This is a genomic window from Stenotrophomonas maltophilia, from assembly GCF_047497515.2.
In the GTDB taxonomy this organism is placed as follows: Bacteria; Pseudomonadota; Gammaproteobacteria; order Xanthomonadales; family Xanthomonadaceae; genus Stenotrophomonas.
Map to the genome: position 1 here is coordinate 13021 of NZ_JAXAXL020000020.1, position 26953 is coordinate 39973.

The window sequence follows — 26953 nt, forward strand, 5'->3', positions numbered from 1 at the left end:
GCGCACTCAGCCGCGGGTGATGGCGGTGCGGATCGCGTGCAACTGCTGCTTGACCGCCCGCGCCTGCGCCACGTCCATGCGCAGCAGCGCCTTCTGGCCGATCGAGCGTGACTGCAACGCGGGATCGACGAAGCGGTAGCGGCCGCGTTCGTCGCGCTGCACCGCCGGTGGCTGGGCCAGTTCAGGAGTGTCCAGCAGATGGTCGATCACGGCCACAAGGCGATCGTTGAAATAGCCCTCGGGCCTGCCAAGATCGACGTAGGCCTGCTGGATCAGCGGATAGAAGCGCTTGTAGGCAGCAGCCGTTGCCGCCGGGTCGAGCGCGGTGAAGGCCTGCACGTAGGGCGCATAGCGCGCCGCGTTGCTGGCGGCGATGCGTTCACCGCCTTCGCCCGGCTCGACCTGCAGGCTGCCGGGCAGCGGTCGCGCGGCCAGTGCGGTCGGCGGCACGCTGGGTTTGTCGAGATTGTCGACCTGGGTCACCAAGCGCTGGATCAGATGATCGCGCAGCAGCAGGGTCAGCGCACCTTCGCCCTGGAACAGCTGGCTCAGCGCGCCCCAGGCGGCGCCATCGCTGTCAGCCAGCTTCGGCAGCGCCGGGTCGGCCGCGTCCCCGGTATCGAGCGGATGCTTGATCGGAGGCGGTGCTGGCGCGGGCGCTGTGGCGGCCTTCGGTTGTGGCGGTGCACCGCTGCTGGCGGGAGGGGACTGCATCGGCACCGACACACCGTCTGCCAGGCCCTTCAGCTGATCGCGGAACAACCAGCCCCCCGCGCCACCGATCACCACCACGCCCAGCACCCAGGGCCATACCGCCTTTCCACTCTGCATGATGCAGTCCCTCGTCTTTTCACCTGCATGGACAAGGTGTGACCGGATTGATTGCGGTGGGTTCCCCGCGCGTTCCGCTGCCGTTGGGGTTGGGCTGCGCACTCACGCCTGCTTTGCACGTTCTGCGCGAGGCTGTGGTTCTCACCGTGTGGAGACGCTGCCATGCAGTACGCGCTGTATTACTGGACAGGCATCCAGGGGCGTGGCGAGTTCGTGCGGCTGGCGCTGGAAGATGCCGGCGCCGACTACATCGACATGGCGCGGGTACATGGCGATGCAGTGATGCAGCCGTTCCTCGATGGCCGCGGGGAGGGTGCGCAGCCCTTCGCGCCGCCGTTCCTGAAGGCGGGGCGGCAGGTGATCGCACAGGTCGCGGCCATCCTCGATTTCCTGGGCCCCACGCTGGATCTGGTACCGCAGGCGGCGTCGCGACGGATACAGGCGTTGCAGCTGCAGCTGACCATCGCCGATCTGGTGGCCGAGGTACATGACACCCACCACCCGATCTCCGCGTCGAAGTACTACGAAGAGCAGAAGACCGAAGCCAAGGCGCGTGCGGTATCGCTGCGCAGCGAACGGCTGCCGAAGTTCCTCGGCCATTTCGAGCAGGTACTGGCGGCCAACGGCGGCCGCCATGCCCTGCGCGAGCATTCCTATGTGGACCTGTCGCTGTTCCAGCTGCTGAGCGGGCTGGACTACATGTTCCCACGGCGAATGCAGGCGTTGGCGCCCACCGTACCGCTGCTGCGCGCGCTGCAGGAGCGTGTGGCGAAGCGGCCGAACATCGCCGCCTACCTGGCTTCCGAACGGCGCTTGCCGTTCAACACCAACGGCATCTTCCGCCACTACCCGGAGCTGGATGCAGAACGGTAGTGCCGGCCGCTGGCCGGCAAGCGCACGATGCGTCCGAGGTCCATGAACATGCCGGCCAGCGGCCGGCACTACCATGGGGTCAGCCTTCCCCACCCAGTGGCTTCACCGCCTGCTTCTGCAACGACAACACCCCCAGCAGCAGCGCCAGCGCCACATACGCGCCCGCGAACTGCCAGCTGATGATGCGCGCCAGCCCTTCCAGGTCCCACGGCAGGTAGATGCCCCCGCGCGGGTCCACCGAGTGGATCAGCCCGAACAGGGTCAACAGCGCAGCCACCAGCAGGAAACCGCAGGCGCGGCGCAGGCGACCATCGACCATCGCCGCCACTGCCGAGATCCACAGCATCGAGGTGATGATGAAGCCGTTGCCGAGGGTGAAGATCACCGCCAGTTCCGGCAGGCCGTGGCCATCCAGTTTGGTCAGCAGCTGCGGCAGCTGGTCCGGCGCGATCCAGCCCGGGGCCTTGATCGCCAGCAGGTAAGCCACCGACGGCAGAAAACCGAACACCATCGCACCGCTATGGTGGCGCGGCGTGGCCTGGAAGGCCTGGGTGGTGATGTCGATGGCCACGTACACGATGATCGGCGCCAGCACCGCCAGCGGCAGCCACTGCACCAGCCCGGAGATGATGCCGAGCATGCCGCCGATGCCCACGAACAGGCCGGTCAGCAGCGTATAGCCGCTGCGTGCACCCATGTGCTTGTAGGCCGGCTGGCCGATGTACGGCGTGGTCTGCGCGACGCCACCGCAGACACCGGCCACCAGCGTGGCCACCGCTTCCACCAGCAGGATGTCGCGGGTGCGGTAGTCATCACCGGCCGCACGCGCGCTTTCGGAGACATTGATGCCACCGACCACCATCAGCAGGCCGAACGGCAGCAGCAGCGGCAGGTAGGTCATCGCGGTGGGCAGGCCATCAAGGAAGCCCAGCGTCGGCAGCGGCAGCACCACCTGCGGCGGCACCCACTCGGGGACGTGGAAGCCCGGTGCCCCCAGCCCGGCCAGGCCCAGGCCGTAATACAGCACGGTGCCGAACACGAAGGCCAGCAGCACGCCCGGTCCGCGCACCGGCAGTTTGCCCTTGGCAATCAGCACGTACAGCAGCAGGCCCAGCGTGGTGAAGCCGACCAGCGGCGAGCGCAGCGTTTCCAGCAGCGGCAGCAGGCCCATCAGCACCAGCGCGATGCCGGCGATGGAGCCCAGCAGCGCGGCACGTGGCAGCGCGCGCGTGACCGCTTCGCCGAAGAACGACAGCACGAACTTGAGCACGCCCATGATGACCAGCGCGGCCATGCCCAGCTGCCAGGTGGCGATGCCGGCGGCATGCGGGTCCAGGCCCTGCTGCTTGAAGGCGATGAAGGCCGGGCCGAGCACCAGCAGGGCCATGCCGATGCTGGTCGGTGCGTCCAGGCCCAGCGGCATGGCGGTGACGTCGTCGCGGCCGGTGCGCGCGGCCAGCCGCCGCGCCATCAGGGTGTACAGCAGGTTGCCGACCAGTACGCCGAAGGCGGTGCCGGGGAACATGCGGCCGAACACTACGTCGGCGGGGAACTGGAAGATGCCGACCAGGGCCATGGCGATGAAGCCGAGGATGGAGAGGTTGTCGACGACCAGGCCGAAGAAGCCGTTGAAGTCGCCGGCGACGAACCAGCGACGCGGTGCGGCGGAAGCGGGAGCGGACATGGAAGGGGCGGTGGGGGTGGGGACCGCCGATGGTAGGCCCAGCGGGGCCGGCGCGCCAATTCCGTCATGGAATGATGGGTTCCAGCCAACGGCGGGGCACCTCGTGGCTGCGGCGCGAACAGCGATTTCCTCGGCTGGGCCGGCCGGGCAGGTGACGTCGCGGGGCGCGGCATCCATGGCGCCAACGGTCCTGCCCACCCACACCGCCCCACCCCCGACAGTTTCCCGATGACGGTCGGTAGATCCACGCCATGCGTGGATGCTTTTCGAATTCAATTCGAGATGTTCGATCCCGGTGGAAATTCATCCACGCATGGCGTGGATCTACTGGCGGGGTGGGTCCGGTTGCGGGGGCGTGAGCCGCATGGGCCCGAGGCATGCCTCGAGCGGGTTGGGCAGGAAGCCCAACCCTGGTCTTGCCGTGTGCGCAGGACAGCGCACACGAGCAAGCGGCGACCGAGCTTCATGGGTGAGGGCGCTTTGCTTGCGAAGCACCGCTTCGCAAACGCCCGAACGCACAGCCGCCAGAGGCTGGGCCGGGCCCCGGAGGGGGACTTGCAGCGTCCCCCGCAACCGGACTCACCCCGCCATTCCGCGGAAAGCCCGCGGGTGCTGTTGAGGTTGCCGGCCAGCGGCCGGCACCACCGTGGGAGCAGACGGCTTACTTCTTCAGGAAGTTGTCCACCAGCAGATGCTTCACATCGTCGAAGCGGCCGTTCAACACCGCCTTGGCCGCATACAGTGCGGTACCTGCCACCTGCTTCGCCTCGATCTGCGGCGGCATCACCAGCTCCGCGCGGCTGGTATGCACATCCAGCAGCGCTGGGCCGCGCTGGGACAGGAAGTCCTGCACCGCTTCTTCCAGATCCTCGCTGCGGGTGACCGTGCGGCCGTGGAAGCCGATCACCTCCGCCAGGCGGCCGAAATCCGGATTCTTCAGGTCGGTGTAGTTGTCCAGCAGGCCTTCCACCTTCTGCTCCAGCTCAACGAAGTTCAGCGAGCCGTTGTTGAACACCACCACCTTGATCGGCAGGTTTTCCTGCACCGCGGTCAACAGGTCGCCGAGCAGCATCGCCAGCCCGCCGTCGCCTGACAACGAGATCACCTGCCGCCCCGGGAACGCCTTCTGCAAGCCCAGCGCCTGCGGCATCGCATTGGCCATCGTGCCGTGCAGCAGGCTGGTCAGCGTGCGACGACGACCGTTGACCCGGATATGCCGCAGAACCCACACCATCGGCGAGCCGCCGTCGGCGGTGAACAGCGCATCGTCCGTCGCGTACTTCGACAGCAATGCGGTCAGATGCTGCGGATGGATCAACTCACCCTCGCCCGGCTGCTCTTCCTGCTCGCGCTTCTTCAGTGCCTTGTCGCGGCGCTCGATGCATTCGTTCAGGAAGCTGCTGTCCTCGCGCGGCGCCAGCATCGGCACCAGTGCATCCAGTGTCGGTGCGATGTCACCGACCACGCCAAGATTCACCGGATGGCGGCGGCCGAGGTGGCTGCCATCGCGGTCGACCTGGATGATCGTGGCCTTGTCCGGATAGAACTGGCCCCAGGCGAAATCCGCGCCGAGCAGCAGCAGCGTGTCGCACTCCATCAGCGTGTGGAAGCCTGATTCGATGCCGAAGATGCCGGTCATGCCCATGTTGTACGGGTTGTCAGGCTCAACGAAATCCTTTGCCCGCGAGGTATGCGCGACCGGGGCCTGCAGGCGCCGCGCCAGTTCCAGCAGCTGCGGGTGTGCGCCCTGGCAGCCGGCACCGGCATAGATGCCGATGCGCTTGCCCTGCCCCAGCAGCTCGGCGATGCGCTGCAGTTCAGCGTCGGACGGGCGCAGCACCGGCTGGGTGTAGTGCACCGAAAACGGCACATCGTGCTTCACGTCGGCCTCGCTGATGTCGGCCGGCAGGATCACCACCGCCACGCCGCGGCGGCTGATCGCGGCCTGGCAGGCCAGCGCCACCACGCGCCGCGCCTGTGCGGGGCTGTGCACCTGTTCGCAGAACACCGTGCAGCTGCCATACACCGCCTTGAAATCCACTTCCTGCGGGAATTCCATGCCCAGCTCGCTGGTGACGATCTGGCTGGCGATCAGCACCATCGGCGCACGATTGCGATTGCTTTCGAAGATGCCGTTGATGAAGTGCAGGCCACCGGGGCCGCAGGAGCCGGCGCAGGCGGTCAGTTCGCCACTCACCAGCGAATCGGCACCGGCGGCGAAGGCGGCCACTTCCTCATGCCGTACGTGCACCCAGGCAATGTCACTGCCATGCATCGCATCGGTCACATGGTTGAGCGTATCGCCCACGATGCCATAACAGCGGCGGACGCCTGCCTGCTGCAGGGTGTCCACCACAATCTCGGCCACGCGCTTGCTCATCGGATACATCCTCGAACGGGGGACTTCCGAGGCTAGACCCGGGGAAGTGATGCCTCCGTGGGCAAATTGCGCATCACCTCGATGTGCAAACTGCGGACGAATATCCGGTCAATCGTTGACGTTGATCCAGCCCACCACCGCGCCATGTTTCAGGTTCTGGTAGCGCAGCTTCATCCATCCATCCTGCTCATCCAGCATTTCCACACGGTCACCCTGCACCAGGTAACGCTGGGTGCTGGACGCGCCGGGCTTGTCGAACAGGAACAGGCGCGCGGGCACCACGGTCGCCTGCTGACCACGCAGCGGCCCTTCAGGCGGCGCGCCCAGGCCATCGGCGATGGCGCTCTCACGTACTTTTCCAGCGGGGTCATAGGTACGCCAGACCGCCAGCGGGCCCTGCTCGTCGCTCTGCTCCCAACGCAGCGCGGTGTTCAGCGTGTCGCCCAGCATCAGTACGCTCTCGGCGCGGTACAGATAGAGCTTTGAACCTGCAAACCGGTACTGGTCGGCGTACCACATCGGGCCGCTGCGGCAGCTGCTGGTGAGGGTACGACTCGCACGATCGACCGTCAGCCCCATCAGGTCACCACAGCTGTCCTTGCCGTGGGTTTCGGCCTGCAGCTCACGAAACCCGCCACTGGCCGGATCAAAGCGGTACACCGCCACCGCTTCATTGACCATGCCCACCGATGCGCGTGCAACCAGTTCCGGGTAGCCATCGAAATCGACGTCCTCCAGTGACCAGCGCGAATTGCCGTCGGCGTCCGCTGCGCCCGCCAGCGCCTGGCGCTTGCCAGACGGCGAAAGCTGCACCGCGATGCTGCCATCCTGCTGCGGATCGGCGTGCGCCTGCACGTGGGCGGCCACTTGGAACCGCAGCGTTTCGCTGCCGTCCCCGCCCGCCCGCGCCGACGGTGCCAGCACGCCTGCCAACACCACGCCCAGCATCCACTTCCTGTAATCCATCATCGCTCCCTGCGGCACCGCGGCGGCACCTTCAACTCAGAACGATACCTCGACCGCCTGCCGCGACCACAGCACCGACTGATGCTGGGTCTGCTGCTTCCACGCCAGGCGGATCGCTTCGATGTCGGCCCGGCGCTGCGGGGTGTCCTCGTGCAGCACCACCAGCACCTTGGTGCGCAGGCGGTTGGGCGAAGCATCGCCGCGGAACAGCCACTGGCCGTAGGCATCGAACACGGTCAGGCCATCCGGGAAGCGCGGGGTCACTACCTTGTCCAGGAACGCGCGCCACTGTGCCTCGCTGATGGTGTCGGCCTGCGGACGGCTGCCTGCACCCTGCTCTTCGCCCACGCCGAAATACAGCTCGCTGCGCACCCAGCCGTGGCCGTCGGACGGGCGTGCCGCGTCGCCCTTCAATTCGGCGGTGGTGGCCGTGGCATAGGCGCTGGGCGCCTGCGAGGACAGGCTGGCGCAGCCGCTGGTGGCCAGCAGCACGGCAAAGACGAGGCCAAGGTGTTTCATCGGTACAGCTCCGGGCAAAGGGGGGACAGGGCGAGCCGGCAGCGTACAGCGCCACCGGCCCGGCGTGCTGATGCCAACCGGGCATCAGCTCATGCCGGACCGGCAGGGACTTGCATCGGCACCGGTCATCACGCGAAGATAATATATCGCTTCATCCGGATGGATGTAAGTGAAACTATCTCCCCTTCCCCGTCGTCGTTGTTGCTGGAGCCCCCATGTCCGCCCGCCTGCCCGCGTCGCCACTCGGCCTCGCCATCGCCCTCGCGCTTTCCTCCGCCGCCGTCCCGGCCCTGGCCCAGGACGCCACCAACCTGGACACGGTGATCGTCACCGGCACCCGTGCCGCCGACCGCACCGTGCTCGAATCCACCTCGCCGGTGGACGTGCTCACCGCCGAGGACATCCGCAAGGCCGGCGTGGTCAATGGTGAGCTGGGCAGCGCGCTGCAGGCGCTGCTGCCGTCGTTCAACTTCCCGCGCCAGTCCAACTCCGGTGGCGCCGACCATGTGCGCGCCGCACAGTTGCGCGGCCTGTCGCCGGACCAGGTGCTGGTGCTGGTCAACGGCAAGCGCCGCCACCACACCGCGCTGGTCAACACCGACAGCAAGATCGGCAAGGGCACCACCCCGGTCGACTTCAACTCGATTCCGGTCAGCGCAATCAAGCGCATCGAAGTGCTGCGCGACGGTGCCGGTGCGCTGTACGGCTCGGATGCCGTGGCCGGCGTGATCAACGTGATCCTCGACAACGGTGGCGACGGTGGCGAGATCGAAGCCAGCTACGGCGCCAACCACACCGATCTGAAGCCGATCGGGCGCACCCTCACCGATGGCCAGACCGGCAACATCAGCGCCAAGGTCGGCACCTCGCTGGGCGAGGACGGGGGTTTCCTGCGCGTCGGCCTGGAATACAAGCACCGCAACGGCACCAACCGCGCCGGCTTCGACCAGATTCCGCCGTGGGACCAGACGCCGGGCAACCTGGCGTTGCAGGGCAAGCGCAACTACGTGCTGGGCGATGGCAAGAGCAAGGACATCAACCTGTGGCTGAACACCGAGATTCCGGTGGGCCAGACCTCGACCTTCTACGCGTTCGGCACCTTCAACCAGCGCGATACCGAAGGCGCGAACTACTTCCGCTACCCCGATGGCGATGCCAACTGGAAGCAGGTCTATCCGAACGGCTACCGGCCGATCTCCGAGGGCGAGAACCGCGATGTGCAGGCCGTGGCCGGCGTGCGCGGCCAGTGGGGCGAGTGGAACTACGACGGCAGCCTGGATTACGGCCAGAACAACTTCACCTACCGCCTGCGTGATTCGCTCAACGCCTCGCTGGGCCCGACCAGCCCGACCCGCTTCAAGACCGCCGATTACGAGTACGCGCAGACGGTGGGCAACCTCGACCTGAGCCGTGTGTTCACCCAGAGCGAGAGCATCAGCCACACGCTGGGCCTGGGCGTGGAAGCGCGCCACGAGCGCTACCAGACCCGCCCGGGTGATCCGGCCAGCTACGCCGCCGGCCCGTACACCGACCGCCCGACCGGGTCGCAGGCCGGTGGTGGCCTGACCCCGCAGGACGCGGCTACCCTGTCGCGCGACGTCGCCAGTGCCTATGCCAGCCTGTCCAGCCAGTTCGGCGAGAAGTTCTCCACCGATCTGGCTGCACGCTACGAGCACAACAACGATTTCGGCGGCGAACTGACCGGCAAGCTCGGCCTGCGCTATGAATTCACCCCGGCGTTCGCGCTGCGCGGTGCCATTTCCAACAACTTCCGTGCGCCGTCGCTGGCGCAGATCGGTTACGAATCCACCTCCACCGGCTACAACGCCGGCGGCCAGCTGGTGCAGGGGCGACTGCTGTCGGTCAACAATCCGATCGCGCGGGGCCTGGGTGCGCAGAACCTGAAGCCGGAAAAGTCGCTCAACACCTCGCTGGGCTTCACCAGCCGCATCGGCGAGCACTTCGACCTGTCGCTGGACTTCTTCCAGATCGACATCGATGACCGCATCGCACTGTCGGAGAGCATCACCGGTGATGCGCTGACCGACTACGTCGCCGCCAACTACGGCGTCAGCGGCCTGCAGAGCGCCAGCTTCTTCGTCAACGCCGCCGACACCCGCACCCGCGGCGCCGAACTGGTGAGCAACTGGCGCCAGTCGCTGGGCAACGGCCAGCTGCTGTTGACCGGCACCTATGCCTACACCAAGACCACGCTGAAGAACGTGCTGGCCACGCCGGCACAGCTGCGTGCCCTGAACCCGGACTACGTGCTGTTCGGCATTGAAGAGACCAACACGCTCACCGATGCCACGCCGCGTACGCGTGGCAGTTTCTCGGCGGCGTGGAGCAACGACCACTGGTCGCTGAGCACGCGGGTGAACCGCTATGGCAGCGCTACCCGCGTGTTCAACTTCGGTGATGGCTATATCCCGCGCCAGACCTACCAGGCCGAATGGCAGCTGGATGCGGAAGTCGAATACCGCATCACCCCGCGCTGGAGCGTGGCGATCGGTGGCCAGAACCTGACCGACAACTATCCGGATCGATCCAACAGCGACATCCACTACTTCGGCAACCTGCCGTACGACGTGTTGTCGCCGATCGGGAGCAACGGTGCCTACTATTACGGCCGCGTCCGCTATACGTTCTGATGCACCCGTCCGGTAGTGCCGGCCGCTGGCCGGCAACCGCGAGGTGCATCCATGGGCCATGAAGTTGCCGGCCAGCGGCCGGCACTACCCCAATTCGTAGCCTGACCTCGACCCCACGTACACGCCCACGCAGGCATGCTGGGCGTCATGGCTGAACCGCTCCCCCTGCGTCCGCCACCGCCCTTGCTGGACGATGCCTGCGCGTTGTTCCTCGATGTCGATGGCACCCTGATTGAATTCGCTGCACGCCCGGACGCCGTGCAGTTGCTGCCCGATGTGCGTGAAGCCATCGGTCGCATCAGCGACCGCCTGGAAGGTGCCGTGGCACTGGTCAGCGGTCGTCCGCTTGAACAGCTCGACCAGCTGTTCGCCCCCCTGCAACTTCCGGCCGCCGGCCTGCATGGCCATGAGCTGCGCGGCCAGGACGGCCACGTGCTGCGCGACGCGCAGGACGACGACACCGCCGAATGGCTGCACGCGCTGCACCAGCAGGCCATGCGCTTCGCCCACGGCCACCCCGGCGTGCTGATCGAAGACAAGGGCGCCGGCCTGGCCCTGCATTGGCGCGGCGCTCCGCACGCCGCCACCGAGGTACGCGCGTTCGCCGACCGCCACGTGCGCGGTCGCGCCGGTTACCGCCTGCAGCCCGGCGACCACGTGGTCGAGTTCGTGCCCGTCGGTACCGACAAGGGTCGTGCGGTACGACGGATGATGCAGTACCTGCCCTTCCGCGGCCGCCTTCCGGTGTTCATCGGCGATGACCTCACCGATGAATTCGGCTTCGACGCCGCCAACATCCAGCATGGCTGGAGTGTACTGGTCGGTGAACGTGAACCCAGCGCGGCGGTGTTCGCACTGCCCGACATACGCAGCGTGCACGCCTGGCTGCGTGAGAATGCCTATTGACCCGGCCACCCCACGGCCGCAACCGAGATGTACCGCGTGATGACCCAACCCGATCTTGATCTGGGCGTGGTCGGCAACGGCAGCTTCGGCGCCCTGGTCGACAAACATGCCCGCGTTGTCTGGAGCTGCCTGCCCACCTTCGACGGCGACCCCACCTTCTGTGCCCTGCTCGGCCCCAACCAGCAGACCGGTGGCGACTTCGCCATCGAACTGGAGGACTTCGCCGACAGCGAGCAGGAATACCTCACCAACACCGCCATCCTGCGCACCGTGTTGCGCGACACGCATGGCGGCGCGCTGGAAATCCTCGATTTCGCACCGCGCTGGCGCCAGAACGACCGCTTCTACCGCCCGGTCAGCCTGATCCGGCAGGTGCGCCCACTGTCGGGCAGTCCCCGCATCGTGGTGCGCGCACGCCCGCTGGCCGAGTGGGGCGCGCGCGTGCCCGAGTCCACCTGGGGCAGCAACCATGTGCGCTGGATCCTGCCGGAGCACGTGTTGCGGCTGACTACCGATGTGCCGGTGCGCTTCGTTCGCGAGGGCCTGCCGTTCGTACTCAACCATCCCATCCACCTGATCCTGGGTGTCGATGAATCACTCAACCGCTCGATCAGCGGCTACGTGCAGGAAGCCTTCCAGCGTACCCGCGATTACTGGCGCGAATGGGTGCGTTACCTGTCCATTCCGCTGGAATGGCAGGACGCGGTGATCCGCAGCGCGATCACCCTGAAGCTCTGCCAGTACGAGGACAGCGGCGCGATCATCGCGGCGATGACCACCTCCATTCCAGAGGCACCGGGCAGCGTGCGCAACTGGGACTACCGCTACTGCTGGCTGCGCGATGCCGCGTTCGTGGTGCGTGCGCTGAACCGCCTGGGCGCGACGCGCACGATGGAGCAGTTCCTCGGCTACATCTTCAACCTGGCCACCACCGACGGCACGCTGCAGCCGCTGTACGGCATCGGCTTCGAAGCCAAGCTGGATGAGGACGAAGTGCCCAGCCTGTCCGGCTACCGCGGCATGGGTCCGGTACGCCGCGGCAACCTGGCCTGGGTGCAGCGCCAGCACGATGTCTACGGCAGCGTGGTGCTGGCCTCCACGCAGCTGTTCTTCGATCGCCGCCTGCAGGACCCGGGCGACGCGCACACCTTCGCCCGCCTGGAACCGCTCGGCGAGCAGGCCTTTGCCCTGCACGACGTACCCGATGCCGGCCTGTGGGAGTTCCGCGGCCGCACCGAGGTGCACACCTACACCAGCGCGATGTGCTGGGCCGCCTGCGACCGCCTCTGCAAGATCGCCGTGCGCCTGAAGCGCGACGACCGCGCACGCTACTGGCGCGAACGTGCCGATACCATCCACGCGCGCATCATGGCCGAATCCTGGAGCGAGGAGCTGGGGCACTTCACCGATACCTTCGGTGGCCATCGCCTGGATGCCTCGCTGCTGCTGCTGGCCGACATCGGCTTCATCGATGCGCTGAACGCCCGCTTCATCGCCACCGTTGACGCCATCGGCCGCGACCTCAAGCACGGCAACTCGCTGTACCGCTATGTTGCTCCGGATGACTTCGGCGAGCCGGAAACCAGCTTCACCATCTGCACCTTCTGGTACATCGATGCGCTGGCCGCGATCGGGCGCCTGGAGGAGGCACGCGAGATGTTCGAGGTGCTGTTGAAGCAGCGCAATCATCTGGGCCTGCTGTCGGAGGATCTGGCCTTCGACAGCGGTGAGGCCTGGGGCAATTTCCCGCAGACCTATTCGCACGTCGGCCTGATCACCGCCGCGATGCGCCTGTCGCGGTCCTGGCAGGAGGCGTCGTGAGTCGTCTGGTGGTGGTTTCAAATCGCGTGGCCGTGCCCGGCGAGAACCGCGCAGGTGGCCTGGCCGTTGGCCTGCTGGCCGCGCTGAAGGAGCGCGGCGGCATGTGGTTCGGCTGGAGTGGCAAGAGCGTGCGCGATGGCAGTGGCACGTTGCACCGGCAGACCGACGGCGACATCGAGTTCGTCACTCTGGACCTGAGCAAGCGCGAGGTCGACGGGTACTACAACGGCTTCGCCAACCGCACGTTGTGGCCGCTGCTGCACTTCCGCCTGGACCTGGTCGACTACGACCGTGGCACCCGCGAGACCTACCACAAGGTCAACGCGCTGTTCGCCGACAAGCTCGCGCCGCTGCTGCGCGAGGACGACATCGTCTGGATCCACGATTACCACTTGATTCCGCTCGGCGCGCTGCTGCGCGAGCGCGGCATCGGCTGCCGCATCGGCTTCTTCCTGCACATCCCGATGCCCTCGGCCGACCTGCTGCAGGCGATGCCTGACCACCTGCGCCTGTTCTCGGCGCTGTACGCCTACGACCTGGTCGGCTTCCAGACCCAGCGCGATGCCGATCGCTTCCAGACCTACCTGCGCCTGTTTGGCGGTGGCCGCGTGCTCGACAACGGTGAACTGGAAGCCCCCGGCGGGCGTCGCTTCCGCGCGGCGGCGTTCCCGATCGGCATCGACACCGACCTGATCGCACGACAGGCCGGCACCGCCGCGACCAAGACCGCGGTGAAGAATCTGCGCAACAGCCTGCGTGACCGCCAGCTCGCCATCGGTGTCGACCGGCTGGACTATTCCAAGGGCCTGCCCGAGCGCTTCCTCGGTTTCGAGCGCTACCTGGAGCGCCATCCCGACCAGCGCGGCTCGCTGACCTACCTGCAGATCGCCCCGGTCTCGCGTGGCGACGTGACCGAATACCGGCAACTGCGCAGCCAGCTGGAACAGATCGCCGGCCACATCAACGGCGGCCACGCCGAACCGGACTGGACACCACTGCGCTACGTCAACCAGAACTTCACCCATGCCACCCTCACCGGCTTCTACCGGGCCGCGGCGGTGGGCCTGGTCACGCCGCTGCGCGACGGCATGAACCTGGTGGCCAAGGAGTACGTGGCCTCGCAGGACCCGGAAGATCCCGGCGTGCTGGTGCTGTCGCTGCTGGCCGGTGCCGCCGACGAACTCAAGCAGGCACTGCTGGTGAACCCGCACGACCTGGACGGCGTGGCCGATGCCATCGCCACCGCGGCCACCATGTCGCTGCGCAGGCGCAAGGAGCGTTGGCACGCAATGATGGACCACCTGCGCAGTTACGACATCAACCACTGGCGACGGACTTACCTGGACGCGCTGGAAGGCTGAATGCCCCCCGCCGGGCTGGTTCGACACGTCATCGAGCGTGTCAACACGGGCCGCAAATTGTCGTTTTCTGCACGGAAATAGATTCTCATGAAACCATCCGGCGACGCCGGCAAAGCCCTCCGGCGCTGGCAACCTGGGCGACCTCGCCTTGTGTGAAGCCCGCTTCGCACAAGGGTTTTCCCGGCCTCCGCTGAGCGGCCGGGCACGCCCCCGCGAAAATGAAAGACGCTGCGCGCGACTGTTTTCATTCCGCATTGACACGCGCTCCCCAAAGTGACGCCCCCGGAGCGACCGCACGCCATCGCCACTGCGTTTGCGAGGTGTCGCGCACATCACATCTGGGGAGTCACCGCATGTCCGCCTACCAACGTTTCATCGAAGATGCCGCCACACGCCTGGAGTTGGGCCCACGCACCCGCTGGGTGGTCGAGGTCCTCATCGCCTGGGTCGCCTCGCACCCGCACGGCCTGGATGGCCTGCAGGAGCGTTTTGAACAGGCGGGCCTGGCCGCCCGTTTCCACTCCTGGCGGTATCCCGGCGCCCTGCGCCTGCCCATCGTCGCCAGCGAGCTGGAGCGTGCCCTGGGCGCACACACGCTGGCGATGATCGCCCACCGCAGCGGCATGTCGCCCGGGCCGTTCCGCGTGGTGGCCAGCCATCTGCTGCCCGGCATCGTCACCCTGCTGTCCACGCCGCTCGCCGCCGATCACGCAACCCCCGCCGTCATTCCGATGCGCGGAAGCGCTGCGCCCCGGCGCATGCGCAGCATGGTGCCGTCACGGGCGATGTACGGCATGGCCTTGCGCAGCCTGCTGTGGGCAATGGCGGTTGTCGCCCTGCTCGGCCTCACCACCTGGCTGCTGATGAAGGCGCGAACGCCGCTGTGGGCTGCCCAGGACATTCCGCGCGAACACGACGCGCTGCTGTCACTCCAGCAGCATGGCACCCAGCTGCGGGTGCACGGCCGTCTGCCCACTGAAGGCGATCGCCGCCGCACCTGGAATGCGCTGTCAGCCGTGCATGGCCGGCACAACCTGCAAGGCGGCATCGCGCTGGACCCGAGTGCGCAGGCGCCGCGCTGGCTGGACCGCCTGATCGTCGATCTTCCGCGCCTGCAGGGCGATGGCCTGCGCCTGGAATTTTCCGGAGCGCAGCTGCGGGTCGACACCACTGCCATGGATGACGCCGAACGACGCGTCATCTCGCGGCAGCTGCGCCAGGACTTTCCGATGCTGGAGATGAGTGGCCTGTGGGGCCCGGGCCTGGCCGCACTGGCGCAGCTGCCATCCGGTGCCGACACCGCGCAGCGGGTCGCCGCAATGAACCAGACCACGCTGAAGTTCCATGCCGGTTCGTCCGAGTTGACCGGCGACTCGCGGCAGACCCTGGAGGCTGTCGCGGATGCACTGCGCAGTGCGCCCGACGGCAAGCGCGTTGAGATCGGCGCGCACACCGACGGCCGCGGCCACGCCGAAGCCAACCTGCAGCTCAGCCAGCAACGCGCCGAGGCGGTGTCACACGCGCTGCAGGCGCTGGGCGTCCCCGCCACCTCGCTGGTCGCGGTGGGCTACGGCCAGGATCGGCCGATCGCCGACAATCGCAGCGACAGTGGACGCGCGCAGAACCGCCGCATCGACTACCAGCTGCTCGACTGAAAACAGTTCAATCCAGGAACCGCGCGGCCTGTTCGGGTGCCGGCAGAGGGCAGGCGTGGTGGCGCCCGAACCAGCGGTAGCGGTTGCGCGCCAGCACGCGATACGCCGCATCACGCCAGGCCCGCGGCAGCACGCGCAGCGCGCCGCTCAGGCGCCAGAGGCCACCCAGCCCCGCCAGCACGCGCAGGATCGCATCGGTGTCGGTCCACGCACCTTGTGCGTCCAGCAGCAGGAACGACGCCGGGTCCTGCGGGTCCAGGCCTTGCGCACGCAGCAGCGCGCTGCCCTGCGTGCCCTGCATGGCGGCGAAGCGATAGCGCCCGGTGCGATCAACGCGCAGCAGGAAGCGCACCCATCCATTGCACAGTGCACAGACGCCATCGAACACGATTACCGCACCGCCAGGTTCGGCGACGGCGTCACTGCGGTTCGAGCCAGCCTTCATAGCGGATCAGGGCTCCCGCCCAGGGCAAGGTCACATCGACCCGGAAAGTGTAGCGCTGGTCGTCCCACGCTTCGCGGCAGCGCACGCCGCCGAACCAGCGCGTCGGCAACGGCAGCAGCCCGAACGCCCAGACCCGTCGTACCGTCCAGTCGATGCCGCCATCGCGGGCCCGCAGATCGAACTCGAAACGCACCGCACCGAGCTGCTCACGCAGACGACCCTGGTGCGCCCACAGCCGCGACACCATCGGCCAGCGCCCGAAACGCCGCGCCCAGCGCTCACCCTGTGCGTCTGCGCTGAACACGACCTCGGTCGGCAGCGCCTCGCCGTTGTGCGGCAGCCGGGCCAATGCGGCCAGTAGCGGCACCAGCCAGTGATGCCCGCGCTCGATCCGTGCCTGCCCTGCATGGCAGCAGGGCAACGGCGCCGCATGCAGCGCCTGCACCGGGGCGGCCAGGGTCGCGAAGTCCGCCCCCAGCACGCGTGCAAACAAGGGCGTACTCAGGGGGCGATCCAGGCCAGCGTCGCCATGCGTCCAGTGCGACGGTCGCGCCGGTGCGAATACAGGTCCGGATCGGCCATGGTCGACACCGTGCCGCCATGGACCTGCGCCGGGTCCATCCCCGCTGCCTGCAGCCGCTGCCGCGCCAGCGCGAACAGGTCCACCTTCCAGTGACCGGCGCGGGTGGCCACGAACGCCGCTTCGGCGGCCGGATCATGGCCGACGAAGGCATGGAAAACCTCCTCGCCGATCTCATAGTCCGCTGGTCCGGCAGCCGGGCCCAGCCAGGCCCGCAGCTGCGCCGGCGGCGTCTGCATCGCGGCCACGGTGGCCTCCAGCATGCCGTCGGCCAACCCACGCCAGCCGGCATGGGCCGCGCCCACTTCGCTGCCATCGGCCGCGGCGAACACCACCGGCAGGCAGTCGGCGGTCAGGATCGCCAGCACCACGCCCGGCACCGAGGTCACCGCGGCGTCGGCCACCGGCTCGCTCGCGCCTTCCACCGGTGGTGCGTTGAAGCGCAGCACGGTACTGCTGTGCACCTGGCGCAGCCAATGCGGCGAGGACGGCAGCGCCAGCCCCTGCTGCAGCAGCTGCCGGTTGTGCTCGACGTTGGCCGGGGTGTCGCCATCGGCCGCGTGCCGGTTGCCCAGGTTGAACTGCGCGAACGGCGCCGGCGAGATGCCCGCGCCATGCCGGCGCGTGGTCAGCGCATGGACGCCTGCTGGCGCTGGCCAATCGGCCTGCAGCAACGGCAGCGCGGCCGCCATCACCAGCGGTCCCGCTCGCGTGCGGCGAAGGCTTCGCTGTCTTCGCGCAGCACCTTCATCAGGTGCAGCATGTCCTCCGGCACCGGTGCGGTGTTGCGCACCGGCTCACCGGTGATCGGGTGGGTGAACTCCAGGGTTTCGGCATGCAGGGCCTGGCGCTTGAAGCCACGCAGCGCGGCCACCAGCTCGTCGCTGGCGCCCTTGGGCAGCTTCAGCGCGCCGCCGTACAGCGGGTCGCCGATGATCGGGTGGCGCACATGCGCCATGTGCACGCGGATCTGGTGGGTACGGCCGGTTTCCAGGCGGCACTCCAGCGCCGTGTGCGCACGGAAGCGCTCGCGCAGGCGGTAATGGGTGATCGCTTCCTTGCCGTCCTCGCGCACCGCCATCTTCAGGCGGTCGCGCGGGTGGCGGTCGATCGGCGCATCGGCAGTGCCGCCGGCCACCAGCGCCCCCATCACGATCGCCAGGTACTGGCGGTGCACGTCGCGCGCAGCCAGCTGCTCGACCAGCGCGGTCTGCGCTTCCAGGGTCTTGGCCACCACCATCACGCCGCTGGTGTCCTTGTCCAGGCGGTGCACGATGCCGGCACGCGGCAGCACTGCAACCGACGGGTCGCGGAACAGCAGGGCGTTGACCAGGGTGCCGCTGTGGTTGCCCGCGCCCGGGTGGACCACCAGGCCGACCGGCTTGTTGATCACCAGCAGGTGCTCGTCCTCGAACAGCACGTCCAGCGGGATGTCCTCCGGCTGGGCATCGGTCTGGGTTTCCAGCACCACATTGAGGGTCACGACCTCGCCACCGCGCAGCGGGTCGCGCGGGCGCACCTGCGCGCCGTCCAGCAGGACATCGCCGGTCTTGATCCACTCGGTCAGGCGCGAACGCGAGTATTCGGGGAACAATTCGGCCACAACGGCGTCGAAACGACGGCCGGTCGCGGTGTCGGGGACGATGGCCTGGCGGGCCGATTCAGAGGGTTGTTCAGACATGGCAGGGGGCATTCTTTGAAATTTTGGGGTCCCGGCGGCCGGTTTCAGTCGCTGGACAGGACACTAGGCTATCATCGACCCTTCGTATTCCAGCCGCGTCCCGCCTCGACCTCATGATCCGACGCTCCTCCATGCTCTCCGCGCCCGTCCGCCTCACCGCCCTGCTGCTGGTGCTGGTCATCGCCGCCACCGGCTGCCACCGTGGCGCCAAGAAGGGCGATCGCCCCGATGAAGGGACGCCGGTCGAACAGTTGTACGAGAAGAGCCACAAGCTGATGCAGGGTGGCAACTGGAGCGGGGCTGAAAGCAGCTTCCGCCGCCTGGTGGCCCAGTATCCGTACGGCCCGTACACCGAACAGGCGATGATCGAAACCGCCTACGCCCAGTACAAGGCCGGCAAGCACGATGACGCGGTGTCCAGCATCGACCGCTTCATCCGTACCTACCCGACCCATCGCAACATCGCGTACCTGTACTACCTGCGCGGCCTGGCCAACTCCAACCGCAGTACGGTTTTCCTGCGCCGCGTATGGTCGCTGGACGCCAGCCGCCGCGATCTGTCCACGCCGCACCAGGCGTACTCGGACTTCAACATCGTGGTCGACCGCTACCCGAACAGCCGTTATGCCGCCGATGCCCGCCAGCGCATGCTGGAGCTGCGTGACGTGTTCGCCCAGCACGAGCTGGACAACGCCCTGTACTACATGCGCCGTGGCGCCTGGATCTCGGCCGCCGGCCGCGCCAACTACCTGCTGGAAAACTACCCGCAGAGCGCCTTCCAGTACGACGCTGTCGCGGTGCTGGCCGACTCCTACACCCACCTGGGCAACAAGACCCTGGCCGACGACGCCCGTCGCGTCCTGCAGCTGAACCAGCCGGACCACCCGTGGCTGGAAGGCAAGTGGCCGAAGTACCCGTGGATGATCCGCAAGTTGAATCCGTTCGCTGGCGAGAAGTCCGCCAGTACCGGCCAGCGCAACGCGCGACTGGAAAAGAAGTAAAAAAAGGGCCCCGCAAGGGGCCCTTCTCTTTTTCGGTAGATCCACGCCCTGCGTGGATGGCAGGCGCGGCACTGGCCCTGCGCCCTAGGAATCCTCCGAATCCCCAAGGGTTGCGACGCCGGTCTCAATCGGCGCGGACATCGACCGCCAGACTGCCGCGCAGTGGCCATTCCGGCCTGCAAGGAGTGCTTCGATGTCCCGACCCCGCCGCCGTTTCCGACCCCTGCCCGCCCTGATCATGGCCGCCCTTCTGGTGCCGGCCGCCGGCCCGCTGAGCGCCGCCCCGCCGGCACCGGGTGATCTGCTCTCCGCTGCGCCCTATCGAGCGCCGTGGGTGCCTTCCAGGGCCGCGCAGGCATACAAGCTGCACTACCGTACCCCGGACGACCGCGGCCAGCTGGCCCAAGGCACCGGGCTGCTGTACCTCCCCACTGGCGCGGCGCCCATTGGGGGCTGGCCGGTGGTGTCGTGGGCACATGGCACCCAGGGCATCGCCGATCGCTGCGCTCCCTCGGTCTCCGGCCCCTACCAGCCCGAACGCGACGGGCGTTTCCTCGATCAGTTCCTGGCCCAGGGCTATGCCGTGGTCGCCGCCGATTACCAGGGGCTCGGCAGCCCCGGCGACCACGCCTACCTGCATGTCCGGACGGCGGCACGCAACGCCATCGATCTGGTCAAGGCCAGCCGGCAGTATCTGGGCGCCTCCGCGCTGTCGCCGCGCTGGGTCTCGGTTGGCCATTCGCAGGGCGGTGCTGCAGCCCTCACTGCCGGGCATCTGGCACCTGCCTATGGTGGCCCTTCCCTGCAGTACCGCGGCAGCTTCACCACCGGCACGCCTACCACGGTCGAGCTGACCGCGCTGGTGATGAAGCCCGACAACCGCACGGCCAATCCCGGCGCACTCAACGCCTATCACGCCTATCTGCTCGATGGCCTGTTGCAGGTCGCGCCACGGATCGACCGCGTCCTCAGCGATGAAGGGCGCGCCCGCGTCGCGCTGGCACGCAAGCAGTGCCTGGGGGAACTGGCGGCCACATTGGAGGGGGCCGATACCGGGTCGATGTTCAGCGCGCCGCTGACCACCGTGCCGGGCATCTGGACGCTGCTGCACGACTACCTGGGCGTGCCGCGCCATGGCTTCAGCCAGCCGCTGCTGCTGGCGCACGGCAGCGAGGATCGCGACGTGCCCTACCTGACCACCCTGCTGTATGCCGCAGGCCTGGCCCTGCGCGGCGAGCCGGTGGCATTCCGGCGCTACCCGGTCGACCACCGCGGCACGCTGGACGCGTCCGCCGCCGATGGCCTGGCCTTCGTGCGTGCGCGGCTGGGGGACGGCCACTTCGATGAAGCTGCCGAAACTGCCGGCCTCGAACAACTGCTCAACGACGTTCGGTAGATCCACGCCATGCGTGGATGCGCGGTGTACGGGTTGCCGGCCAGCGGCCGGCACTACCTGTCGTCTGGTAGATCCACGCCTTGCGTGGATACGCGGTGCGCCACCTCTCGTCGGGTAGATCCACGCCATGCGTGGATGCGCGGTGTACGGGTTGCCGGCCAGCGGCCGGCACTACCCGCCCACCACCGCCTCAGCCCTTGTAGCCGTTGCTGATCGGGTAACGGCGCTCGCGCCCGAACGCACGCCGCGACACCTTCGGGCCCGGTGCGGCCTGGTGCCGCTTCCACTCGCTGATGCGCACCAGCCGCAGAACGCGGTCGACCACGGCCGCGTCATAGCCGGCGGCCACGATCTCCCCTCGCGACTGCTCCTGGTCGATGTAGCGGTACAGGATGCCGTCCAGCACGTCGTAAGCCGGCAGCGAATCCTGGTCCAGCTGGTTCTCGCGCAGCTCGGCCGACGGCGGGCGGCTGATCACCGCCGGCGGGATCACCGGCGCGCCACCGACGGTATTGCGCCACTTGGACAGGCCGAACACTTCGGTCTTGTAGAGGTCCTTCAACGGCGCGTAGCCACCGCACATATCGCCGTAGATGGTGGCGTAGCCCACCGCGTACTCGCTCTTGTTGCCGGTGGTCAGCAGCAGGCCACCGAACTTGTTGGCCAGCGCCATCAGGATCACGCCGCGGCTGCGCGACTGCAGGTTTTCCTCGGTCACGTCCGGCGTGGTGCCCTCGAACATCGGCGCCAGCGATTCCATCAGCCCCTTGAATGCCGGTTCGATCGACACCGCTTCCAGCTTCACACCCAGCGCCTGGCACTGCTCGGCCGCCAGGTCGTTGGACAGGCCGGCGGTGTAGCGCGACGGCAGTCGAACCGCGGTGACGTTCTCAGCACCCATCGCGTCCACGGCCATGGCCAGCACCAGCGCTGAATCGATGCCGCCGGACAGGCCCAGCCACACCTTCTTGAAGCCGTTCTTGCGGCAGTAGTCCTGGATGCCACGGGTCACCGCGCGCCAGGCCAGTGCATCCATGCTTTCGTCGCCGTCGTCCATCCACACGTGTGGCATGAAGCGACGGCTGGCGCCGTCGTAGTCCACCACCAGCCACTGGTCGACGAAGGCGGCGGCAGCCGGGTGCACCGTGCCGTCACCATCGGCCACCACCGAGGCGCCATCGAACACCAGCGCGTCCTGGCCGCCGACCACGTTGAGATAGGCAATCGCCGCCCCACTCTCGCGGGTGCGCGCGGCCAGCACCGCATCGCGCTGGGCATGCTTGCCGCGCTCGTACGGCGAGGCATTGGGCACCACCACCAGCTGCGCGCCGGCCCGCACGGTGTCGGCCAACGGCTCGGCGAACCACAGGTCTTCGCAGATCAGCACGCCCACGGCAATGCCATTGACCTCGAACACGCAGCTGCCACCGTCCGGATCGACGTCGAAGTAACGACGCTCGTCGAACACCGCGTAGTTGGGCAGCTCGCGCTTGCGGTAGGTCTGCTCGACCAGGCCGTCACGCAGCACGCTGGCGGCGTTGTAGACCACCGCACCGGCCGCCTGCGGCCAGCCGACCACAGCGGTGATGCCACGGCAGGCCGCGGCGATACGGCCCATCGCCTGCTCGCACTCGTACAGGAAGCCGGGACGCAGCAGCAGGTCTTCCGGCGGGTAACCGCTCACGGCCAGCTCGGGGAACAGCACCAGCTCGGCGCCGTACTCCTCGCGCGCCTGGCCGATCATCTCGATGATGCGCTCGGTGTTGCCGGCGACATCGCCGACCGGGAAGTCGAACTGCGCCATCGCGATGCGGATCGAAGCCATGGGAATCCAGCCTGTGGTTGCAATGCGCCCATTGTAGCGCCGCACCGTGTACGCACCCTGCCCAGTAGCTCCACGCCATGCGTGCATGGGCTCCCCTCAGTAGATCCACGCCATGCGTGGATGGGGTTGGCCGGATGACCAGGACACCAGACGCAGAAAGGCCGCCCGGAGGCGGCCTTTCTGTTTGAAGCAGCCGGCCAGCGGCCGGCTCTACAGAATCGTCTGCCGAAGGCAGTCGATCTTATTTCACCAGCTTGGCGATGGCAGCGCCCAGGTCGCCCGGCGAACGCACGGTGACGACGCCAGCAGCTTCCATGGCGGCAAACTTGCCTTCCGCGGTGCCCTTGCCGCCCGAGGCGATCGCGCCGGCGTGGCCCATGCGCTTGCCGGCCGGAGCCGACGCACCGGCGATGAAGCCGACGACCGGCTTCTTCACGTGGTTCTTGATGTACTCGGCACCGGCTTCTTCAGCGTCGCCGCCGATTTCGCCGACCATGATGATGCCTTCGGTCTGCGGGTCTTCGTTGAACAGCTTCAGGCAGTCGACGAAGTTCAGGCCGTTGATCGGGTCACCACCGATGCCGATGCAGGTGGACTGGCCCAGGCCGACTTCGGTGGTCTGCTTGACCGCTTCATAGGTCAGGGTGCCCGAACGCGACACGATGCCGATCTTGCCCGGCTGGTGGATGTGGCCCGGCATGATGCCGATCTTGCACTCACCCGGGGTGATGACGCCCGGGCAGTTCGGCCCGATCAGCACGGTGTCCGGATGCGAACGGGTCAGCACGTTCTTGACGCGCAGCATGTCCAGCACCGGGATGCCTTCGGTGATGCAGACGATGACCTTGATGCCGGCAGCAGCGGCTTCCAGGATCGCGTCAGCCGCGTACGGCGGCGGCACGTAGATGACCGAAGCGTTGGCGCCGGTGCTCTGCACGGCGTCGGCCACGGTGTTGAAGACCGGCAGGTCGATATGGGTGGTGCCACCCTTGCCCGGGGTCACGCCGCCGACAACCTGGGTGCCGTACTCGATCATCTGAGTGGCGTGGAAGGTGCCCTGCTGGCCGGTGAAGCCCTGCACGATCACCTTGGTGTTCTTGTTGATCAAAACAGACATTGGAATTCCTTGGTGTCGGTATCAGGCGGCGTTCTTGACAGCTTCAACGATCTTCTTGGCGCCATCGTTGATGTTGTCAGCCGGGATGATGGCCATGCCGCTGTCACGCAGCAGCTGCTTGCCTTCTTCCACGTTGGTGCCTTCCAGGCGCACCACGACCGGAACCTTGACGCCCACTTCCTTCACGGCGGCGATGATGCCTTCGGCAATCATGTCGCAGCGGACGATGCCGCCGAAGATGTTGACGAAGATGCCTTCGACCTTGTCCGAGGACAGGATCAGCTTGAAGGCTTCGATCACGCGCTGCTTGTTGGCACCGCCGCCCACGTCCAGGAAGTTCGCCGGCTCGCCGCCGTTGAGCTTGATGACGTCCATGGTGGCCATGGCCAGGCCGGCGCCGTTGACCATGCAGCCGATGTTGCCGTCCATGGTGACGTAGTTGATGTCCAGTTCCGAAGCGATCACTTCGGTCGGATCTTCCTGGGTCTTGTCGCGCATGGCGACCAGGGCCTTCTGGCGGAACGCGGCGTTGTCGTCGCTGTCGAACTTGCCGTCCAGCGCGTACAGGTTGCCGTCGTCCAGGATGGCCAGCGGGTTGATTTCAACCAGGGCCAGGTCCTTTTCGTTGAACAGGCGGTACAGGTTCACCATGATGCTGGCGAACTGGCCGGCCTGCTTGGCGGTCAGGCCCAGCTTGAAGCCGAAATCACGGCCGTGGTAGCCCTGCACGCCTTCGACGAAGTCGACGTTCAGCGAGTGGATCAGCTCCGGGGTTTCAGCCGCAACCTGCTCGATTTCCACGCCGCCTTCCGAAGAGGCGATGTAGGTGATGGTCTTGGTGCCACGGTCGACCAGCACCGACAGGTACAGTTCCTTGACGATCTCGCCGGCGGTGGTCACCAGTACCAGGTTGACCGGCAGTTCAACGCCTGCGGTCTGGTAGGTGGCCATCTTGGTGCCGAGCATCTTGGCCGCAGCGGCCTTCACGTCGTCGGTGGTCTTGCAGAACTTGACGCCGCCAGCCTTGCCGCGGCCGCCAGCGTGGATCTGCGCCTTGACCATCCAGGGGCCCTGGCCCAGGGAGTTGGCAGCGGCAACCGCTTCGTCCGGGGTCGCAGCGACCTTGCCGGCCGGGACCGGGATGCCGTACTCGGCAAGCAGTTGTTTTGACTGGTATTCGTGGAAATTCATGCGTCACCGTGGGAATAGGAACGACCGCACGCAATTCCTCAGGGCCCCGGCGGGGCGCCGGCATGGACCGCGGCGGGCCCACTATTGTGGCCGAGCCAGCGCCGGGGCGCAAAGAAGTCTGTACAAAATGCCAGAACCGGCCAGATTTCCGCCGTCATTCAGGCAGTTGCGCCGGGGCCGCGGTGGGCCACCGGTATCAGTGGGCACCCGATTGCGCGGTCCGGCCTGTTTCCGGCGGTGCCGTGCCGGGGGCCCTATACTGGTCAATCAAGGTGGGTACGGCCGGGCATGCTCGACCGCGTCCACCCCAATGCAGGTAAACGCGACGTAGCCGCCCGGCCTCAGGGGACGCCGGACGGGCCCGCCGCAGATTCCACACCCAGGCAGCCAGAAGGGGAGTTCCGGCGTGTCACCCAGTGCTTCATTGATCGACCGCATCGAATCGATCCCGCGGCGTGAGCTGTACTTCTTCGCGCTGTACCGGGTGCTGATCGCGGCGGTCATCGCCGCCCTGCTCTACAGCCCGTTGTCGGCCCTGGTCGGCGAGGCCCATCACCCGCGCCTGGCCGATACCGTCGCTGCCATCTATCTGGTGCTGTCGTTGCTGGCCTTGATGATCGGCCGCAACGAACGCTGGCTGCGCCCGATCGTGGTAAGCGGCGTGCTGGTGGACATCGTCGCCGCCACCCTGCTCTCGCACGCCCTGCCCGGCGCCAGTGCCGGCATCTCGATGTCGCTGCTGTTCAACCTCGCCGCCGCCGCCACCCTGCTGCCGCTCAGCCTGGGCCTGGGCCTGGCGCTGGCCGCCAGCCTGGCCACCGGCGTCGAATACGCCTGGAAGCTGCTGGAAGGCGGCGACCCGACCCGCACCCTGGCCGAGCTGGCGATGTTCGCCACCAGCTACCTGGCACTGGCCTTCATCAGTTACCAGGTCGGCAGCCGCGCACGCCGCAACCAGCAGCTGGCCAACCAGCGCGGCGACGAAGTGGCCAACCTGTTCCAGATCAACGAACTGATCATCCGCCGCATGCGCACCGGCGTCCTGGTGGTCGACGCCGACAACCGCATCACCCTGGCCAATGAAGCCGCCTCGGTGCTGCTCGGCGACAACGACGGCAACGGCGAGAGCGGGCGCCTGGACCTGGCCAGCGCCGCGCCCGAACTGGCGCGCCGCCTGCAGCGCTGGCGCAACGGCTGGGCGCAGGACGAACTGCCGATGCAGCTCAATCCGGACCAGCCGGAAGTGCAACCGCGCTTCGCCCGCCTGCTCGCCGGCAGCGACCTCGCCCTGGTGTTCCTGGACGATTCCAGCGTGGTTTCGCGCCGCGCCGAATCACTCACCCTGTCGGCGATGGGACGCTTCTCGGCCAGCCTCGCGCACGAGATCCGCAATCCGCTGGCCGCGATCAACTATGCCGTGCAGCTGCTGGAGGAAGGCACCGGCTTCAACGAGAGCGACCGCCGCCTGCTGCAGATCATCCGCCAGCAGTGCCAGCGCACCAACGGCATCGTCGAAAGCGTGCTGGGCCTGGCCCGGCGCGAACGCGCCACCCCCGAAAACGTGGACCTGGCGGCCTTCGTGCGTCGCTTCGTGCTGGAGTACAAGCAGGGGCAGACGCTGGAGACGGACAGCATCGAACCGATCATCAACGACACCTCGGTGATGGCGCAGGTCGATACCCGCCACCTGTACCAGGTGCTGACCGTGCTGGTCCACAACGCGCTGAAGTACGGGCGGATCGGCCAGCAGCCGGCGCGGGTGCGCCTGCGCGTGGCCCAGCATGAGCGCAGCGCGGTGATCGATGTGATGGACCGCGGCCCGGGCATCCCCGAAAGCGTGGCCGCGCAGCTGTTCCGTCCGTTCTTCACCACCTCCGAGCACGGCACCGGGTTGGGCCTGTACATCGCCCGCGAGCTGTGCCGGGCCAACCAGGCGCGCCTGGACTACATCCCGGTGCCGGCCGGGGGGTCCTGCTTCCGCCTGGTGCTGCCCGGCCCGCACACGCTGTTGCCGACCTGATTCCGAATCCGTGCGTCAAACATTTGTCGCATCCAGCCCCCTCGTTTATC

The 26953-nt window shown here is 67.4% G+C and carries 21 protein-coding genes; 9 read left to right on the forward strand and 12 right to left on the reverse strand.

Going from position 1 to position 26953, the window contains the following annotated elements; genetic code table 11:
- Positions 1-6: 6 nt before the first annotated feature.
- Positions 7-831, reverse strand: a complete 825-nt coding sequence (locus tag ACMZPQ_RS20040) for a DUF3014 domain-containing protein (RefSeq protein WP_197583433.1) — start codon at positions 829-831, stop codon at positions 7-9.
- A gap of 162 nt (positions 832-993) precedes the next feature.
- On the opposite strand from ACMZPQ_RS20040, the gene ACMZPQ_RS20045 reads away from it, so the two are divergent.
- Entirely contained in the window at positions 994-1704 is a 711-nt protein-coding gene (locus tag ACMZPQ_RS20045; protein ID WP_197583432.1) for a glutathione S-transferase, read from the forward strand.
- Between the two features lie 79 nt (positions 1705-1783).
- Here ACMZPQ_RS20045 and ACMZPQ_RS20050 read toward each other — a convergent pair whose 3' ends face one another.
- The 4 genes from ACMZPQ_RS20050 to ACMZPQ_RS20065 form a co-directional block, all read right to left on the reverse strand.
- Complete coding sequence (locus tag ACMZPQ_RS20050; protein WP_312646655.1) at positions 1784-3388, reverse strand: SulP family inorganic anion transporter; 1605 nt, start codon at positions 3386-3388, stop codon at positions 1784-1786.
- A gap of 661 nt (positions 3389-4049) precedes the next feature.
- Positions 4050-5768, reverse strand: coding sequence for a thiamine pyrophosphate-dependent enzyme (locus tag ACMZPQ_RS20055; protein WP_197583983.1), 1719 nt, complete (start codon positions 5766-5768; stop codon positions 4050-4052).
- Positions 5769-5876: 108 nt separating this feature from the next.
- Positions 5877-6734: an XAC2610-related protein gene (locus tag ACMZPQ_RS20060; RefSeq protein ID WP_197583986.1), complete on the reverse strand. Its 858-nt coding sequence runs from the start codon at positions 6732-6734 to the stop codon at positions 5877-5879.
- Positions 6735-6770: 36 nt separating this feature from the next.
- On the reverse strand, positions 6771-7253 hold the full coding sequence (locus ACMZPQ_RS20065; protein WP_197583988.1) for a DUF3574 domain-containing protein: 483 nt from the start codon (positions 7251-7253) through the stop codon (positions 6771-6773).
- Positions 7254-7468: 215 nt separating this feature from the next.
- Here ACMZPQ_RS20065 and ACMZPQ_RS20070 point away from each other — a divergent pair, with 215 nt between their 5' ends.
- The 5 genes from ACMZPQ_RS20070 to ACMZPQ_RS20090 all read left to right on the forward strand — a co-directional run bounded on the left by ACMZPQ_RS20070 (position 7469) and on the right by ACMZPQ_RS20090 (position 15647).
- On the forward strand, positions 7469-9904 hold the full coding sequence (locus ACMZPQ_RS20070; protein WP_197583990.1) for a TonB-dependent receptor domain-containing protein: 2436 nt from the start codon (positions 7469-7471) through the stop codon (positions 9902-9904).
- Between the two features lie 147 nt (positions 9905-10051).
- A complete protein-coding gene (gene otsB, locus ACMZPQ_RS20075; protein WP_197582238.1) occupies positions 10052-10810 on the forward strand; it encodes a trehalose-phosphatase in 759 nt (252 codons plus the stop codon).
- A gap of 39 nt (positions 10811-10849) precedes the next feature.
- On the forward strand, positions 10850-12631 hold the full coding sequence (locus ACMZPQ_RS20080) for a glycoside hydrolase family 15 protein (protein ID WP_197582237.1): 1782 nt from the start codon (positions 10850-10852) through the stop codon (positions 12629-12631).
- Complete coding sequence (gene otsA / locus ACMZPQ_RS20085) at positions 12628-13992, forward strand: alpha,alpha-trehalose-phosphate synthase (UDP-forming) (protein ID WP_197582236.1); 1365 nt, start codon at positions 12628-12630, stop codon at positions 13990-13992. The genes ACMZPQ_RS20080 and otsA overlap by 4 nt, the downstream gene beginning before the upstream one ends.
- Positions 13993-14345: 353 nt before the next feature.
- On the forward strand, positions 14346-15647 hold the full coding sequence (locus ACMZPQ_RS20090) for an OmpA family protein (protein WP_197582234.1): 1302 nt from the start codon (positions 14346-14348) through the stop codon (positions 15645-15647).
- A 7-nt stretch (positions 15648-15654) separates the two neighbouring features.
- On the opposite strand, the gene ACMZPQ_RS20095 is transcribed toward ACMZPQ_RS20090, so the two are convergent.
- From ACMZPQ_RS20095 to rluD, 4 genes are read right to left on the reverse strand one after another with little or no spacing between them, the layout of a single operon-like run.
- Complete coding sequence (locus ACMZPQ_RS20095; protein ID WP_197582233.1) at positions 15655-16092, reverse strand: thiol-disulfide oxidoreductase DCC family protein; 438 nt, start codon at positions 16090-16092, stop codon at positions 15655-15657.
- Positions 16067-16573, reverse strand: a complete 507-nt coding sequence (locus ACMZPQ_RS20100) for a DUF4166 domain-containing protein (protein WP_197582239.1) — start codon at positions 16571-16573, stop codon at positions 16067-16069. The genes ACMZPQ_RS20095 and ACMZPQ_RS20100 overlap by 26 nt, the downstream gene beginning before the upstream one ends.
- Positions 16574-16593: 20 nt before the next feature.
- Positions 16594-17364 (reverse strand): peptidoglycan editing factor PgeF, encoded by a 771-nt coding sequence (gene pgeF / locus ACMZPQ_RS20105; protein ID WP_197582232.1) that lies wholly within the window; start codon positions 17362-17364, stop codon positions 16594-16596.
- A complete protein-coding gene (gene rluD, locus ACMZPQ_RS20110; RefSeq protein WP_197582231.1) occupies positions 17364-18353 on the reverse strand; it encodes a 23S rRNA pseudouridine(1911/1915/1917) synthase RluD in 990 nt (329 codons plus the stop codon). The genes pgeF and rluD overlap by 1 nt, the downstream gene beginning before the upstream one ends.
- A 113-nt stretch (positions 18354-18466) precedes the next feature.
- Here rluD and ACMZPQ_RS20115 point away from each other — a divergent pair, with 113 nt between their 5' ends.
- Both ACMZPQ_RS20115 and ACMZPQ_RS20120 read left to right on the forward strand, forming a co-directional pair.
- Positions 18467-19354: an outer membrane protein assembly factor BamD gene (locus tag ACMZPQ_RS20115; RefSeq protein ID WP_197582230.1), complete on the forward strand. Its 888-nt coding sequence runs from the start codon at positions 18467-18469 to the stop codon at positions 19352-19354.
- Between the two features lie 193 nt (positions 19355-19547).
- Positions 19548-20750 (forward strand): lipase family protein, encoded by a 1203-nt coding sequence (locus tag ACMZPQ_RS20120; RefSeq protein ID WP_197582229.1) that lies wholly within the window; start codon positions 19548-19550, stop codon positions 20748-20750.
- Positions 20751-20940: 190 nt separating this feature from the next.
- Here ACMZPQ_RS20120 and ACMZPQ_RS20125 read toward each other — a convergent pair whose 3' ends face one another.
- From ACMZPQ_RS20125 to sucC, 3 genes are all read right to left on the reverse strand, one after another.
- Positions 20941-22575: an NAD+ synthase gene (locus ACMZPQ_RS20125; RefSeq protein WP_197582228.1), complete on the reverse strand. Its 1635-nt coding sequence runs from the start codon at positions 22573-22575 to the stop codon at positions 20941-20943.
- 241 nt (positions 22576-22816) lie between these two features.
- Entirely contained in the window at positions 22817-23692 is an 876-nt protein-coding gene (sucD, locus tag ACMZPQ_RS20130) for a succinate--CoA ligase subunit alpha (RefSeq protein WP_005410793.1), read from the reverse strand.
- Positions 23693-23713: 21 nt separating this feature from the next.
- Positions 23714-24883 (reverse strand): ADP-forming succinate--CoA ligase subunit beta, encoded by a 1170-nt coding sequence (sucC, locus tag ACMZPQ_RS20135; protein ID WP_004154430.1) that lies wholly within the window; start codon positions 24881-24883, stop codon positions 23714-23716.
- A 406-nt stretch (positions 24884-25289) separates the two neighbouring features.
- On the opposite strand from sucC, the gene ACMZPQ_RS20140 reads away from it, so the two are divergent.
- Positions 25290-26903 carry a sensor histidine kinase gene (locus tag ACMZPQ_RS20140; protein ID WP_197582227.1) on the forward strand — a complete coding sequence of 538 codons (1614 nt, stop codon included), beginning with the start codon at positions 25290-25292 and terminating at the stop codon, positions 26901-26903.
- Positions 26904-26953: the final 50 nt, after the last annotated feature.